The 3,091-nt window shown below is 33.6% G+C and carries 5 protein-coding genes; 3 read left to right on the top strand and 2 right to left on the bottom strand.

Annotation, left to right across the window (positions count from 1 at the left end; all coding sequences use genetic code 11):
* Nucleotides 1–141 precede the first annotated feature (141 nt).
* Both L950_RS36060 and L950_RS36055 read right to left on the bottom strand, forming a co-directional pair.
* Complete coding sequence (locus L950_RS36060; RefSeq protein ID WP_316930755.1) at nucleotides 142–522, bottom strand: bestrophin family ion channel; 381 nt, start codon at nucleotides 520–522, stop codon at nucleotides 142–144.
* An 8-nt stretch (nucleotides 523–530) separates the two neighbouring features.
* Entirely contained in the window at nucleotides 531–1,025 is a 495-nt protein-coding gene (locus L950_RS36055) for a bestrophin family ion channel (RefSeq protein WP_262507201.1), read from the bottom strand.
* Between the two features lie 68 nt (nucleotides 1,026–1,093).
* On the opposite strand from L950_RS36055, the gene L950_RS24735 reads away from it, so the two are divergent.
* The 3 genes from L950_RS24735 to L950_RS24725 form a co-directional block, all read left to right on the top strand.
* Nucleotides 1,094–1,948, top strand: coding sequence for a glycoside hydrolase family 25 protein (locus tag L950_RS24735; protein WP_021191938.1), 855 nt, complete (start codon nucleotides 1,094–1,096; stop codon nucleotides 1,946–1,948).
* A gap of 180 nt (nucleotides 1,949–2,128) precedes the next feature.
* A complete protein-coding gene (locus L950_RS24730; RefSeq protein WP_021191937.1) occupies nucleotides 2,129–2,872 on the top strand; it encodes a rhodanese-like domain-containing protein in 744 nt (247 codons plus the stop codon).
* Nucleotides 2,872–3,091: thioredoxin family protein (locus tag L950_RS24725; protein WP_021191936.1), on the top strand; the 220-nt coding region annotated here is incomplete at its 3' end. The genes L950_RS24730 and L950_RS24725, both read left to right, overlap by 1 nt.

The following is a 3,091-nucleotide window of genomic DNA, read 5'->3' as shown; positions in this document are numbered from 1 at the left end:
ACCACTCTGCCAGCTCTCCGCCACAAAAGTAGAAAAATTCATTTAGTCGCCAAAACTTATTTTTTACTCCATTGAAAATGAGGGAGATTAATTTTTTAAGCTATATTTTAGTTAAAAAAAGGCTTAAATTACTTTTAAAGGCTATGGAAGTAAGATTTCATAACAGTGTTTTTTGATGTTCTGTGCGATTTTATCAATCGGTAAATCATCACTATCTGTTCCGAAAGGTTCTTCAATGGATTCGCCAATTAATTCTAATGATGCTAATACATAAAATATAAATGGTACTGCTGCAATCACAAAATAACCAATTGAAAAGACGTATCCGATGGGTAGTGTTGCTGTATAAAGGATGATGAACTTTTTTATGAATGCATTATAGGATAGCGGTATTGGTGTGTTTTTAATCCGTTCACATGCTCCACATACATTGGTGAAAGATTCAAGTTCATTGTTTATAATTCGAAATTGATCTCCTGTTATTTTTCCTTCCTTATAGAGGGAATTTGTTTTTTTAAAAATTAATGATGCTACCTGATTGGGACCATGTTTTGATCATCCAGATTTTCTAATTCCGGATGTGACACTTCATCAAGCATAAATTTGGTGTAGTCCGAACGAAGAAAGGTATAGAGTGTTTCTGCATAAAGCGGAATTGCTTTCCTATAAAAACTGCGGTTTACCTTATCATCGCTTTCCAGAAATGCATTCATTTTATAGGATAAACTTCTACTGATGTTTGTTAGTGAACCCCATTGTTTTCTAGCTTCCCACCAACGGTCGTACGCAGTATTAGTTCTAAATACAAGCAAAAGGGAGAGTACGAATCCAAGTAAGCTATGAACTATTGTGATATTTTTAATCCAACTTTTTTCAGCTAGTTTTAAATATTCCAGTTCTAGGTACGCAATGCCCCAAGAATATAAAGATGCTAAGATAAGATATGGAAATAATTTACGGAAAGTATCCGTTTTATGGAGTTTGAGAGTTGAAGTAAGCCAATCTTTTGGGTTGTAAACAATCATAGACAAAAATACAAAATGTTTATTTTAATTTTGATTCTTTGTAAAAGATAGATTAAATTCATTGCCAAATGAAGAAAAAGAAAGTTCAGCGCAAGAAATCAGGCGAGATCACAGATGACAATGGTAAAAGATGGAAGTATATCGCATTTTCTGGAGCTTTTATTCTTCTTGTTCTTTTAGCGTTTGCATGGCATTATCGTGCGGGAATTAGATATTACCTCAGTACTTTGGGGAAAGCTCGAGGAACTGCTCATAAAGAGGCTAAATATGATATTCGAAATGTGGAGATTATGTCGAGCCATTCAGATAAGATTTTTGGTTTAGATATATCGCAATATCAAGGTGATATTAACTGGATAGAAGTTAATACAATCAATGATCAATTTCCAATAGATTTTATTTTTGTAAGGGCAACGATGGGTGAAAGTAAGGTGGATGATCGATTTGATGATAATTGGAAAGCAGTTGCTACTAGAGCGAATTTAAGAGGGGCTTATCACTATTTTAGACCAAATGAAAATTCCGTTAAGCAGGCTAAAAATTTTATTAAGACTGTTAAACTTGAATCAGGAGATCTACCGCCTGTACTAGATATTGAGGAATTGCCTAAACATCAATCCATGGACAGTCTGAAAGTTGGTTTAAAACGGTGGCTGGACGAAGTTGAATCACATTATAGGGTAAAGCCTATTTTGTATTCAGGAGATAAATATTATACAGATTTTCTTCAAAAAGAATTTAGTAATTATATTTTATGGATTGCCAATTATAATTTTTGGGTCGAAGATCTTAAAGATCATTGGAATTTTTGGCAGTTTTCCGAGAAGGGGACTGTTAGAGGGATTAACGGGAATGTGGATCTAAATATCTTCAATGGTACTATTGAAGAACTTGAAAAAATTACTATTCCTTTTAAAAATTGAAATTACATAATCTTGAGACAATAAATACAGAGGATGCTTAAGGGGGGATGTTCCTCTTTGAAATTTATAAACATACATCATTATTTTCTGGTGGAAGCGATCAGCATCGCACATCAATTCACAAAAGAAGTTGAAAGTATCGGTTTTAATTGCTTTATCTTCTTTTAAAAATTAATACAGATGAAAAAAGAATATTTAACTTATATAGTTGGCGCGTGTGCAACAGTATTTTTTATTTTAACATTTACACAGATCGGTTTTGGAAAAGCAATATCGGAAAGTGAAAAGAGATCTCCTTCTATTTCGCTTATCCCTCCTGTTTCAGCTTTGAATTTAACGCAATTTATGTCATTGGAAGCAACAGGAGCATTGGTGTTAGATACCAGGTCGGTAAAAGATTTTGCAGCAGGTTATATTCCTAAGTCGGTGTTTATCGGTTGGAACGGCCCATTTAAAGCTTGGGTTCCAAAAATATTAGCCAACAAAGACCAACCGATTATACTCCTTTCAGATCAGGAAACAGTAGCACAGGTATGCTTAACATTGGAAGAATTAGGCTATACGCATATATTAGGGTATCTTGAGGGAGGTGTGCGTAGTTATAAAAAGCAGTACCTTTTAGATTCTATACCAGAGGTCGATGCTTCGACTTATTTAGATTTATCAAACGAAGGTCAAATAATAGATGTCCGGTCGGAAAAAGAGTTTGCCACAGGGCATATTGACAATGCGATGAATTTTCCATTAAAAGATTTAGGTAACTTTAATCTAGATTTACCAGACAATAAGAATTATTATGTCCAATGTCTTTCTGGATATCGTAGTATGATTGCTATGTCTATTTTGAAGAAGAAGGGCTTTGAGCATGTAATAAATATTAGAGGTGGATATCAGGCATTGAAACAATTAAAAGAGGAGAAATAATGGCTACATTCGATGAGATTATTAAATCAAATAATGTTGTACTGGTAGACTTCTTTGCAACTTGGTGTGGACCGTGTCAGACCATGGCACCCATATTACAAGATGTAAAAGAGTTTTATGATGAAAGTTTGTCAATTATAAAAATTGATGTGGATAAAAATCCTAAGATAGCATCCATTTATAAAGTAAGTGGAGTTCCTACTTTTGTATTATTTAAAA

The organism is Sphingobacterium sp. IITKGP-BTPF85 (assembly GCF_001006065.1).
Classification (GTDB): Bacteria; Bacteroidota; Bacteroidia; order Sphingobacteriales; family Sphingobacteriaceae; genus Sphingobacterium; species Sphingobacterium anhuiense.
Note: the sequence above shows the minus strand (reverse complement) of the source record. Positions and strands in the feature narration are given on the sequence as shown.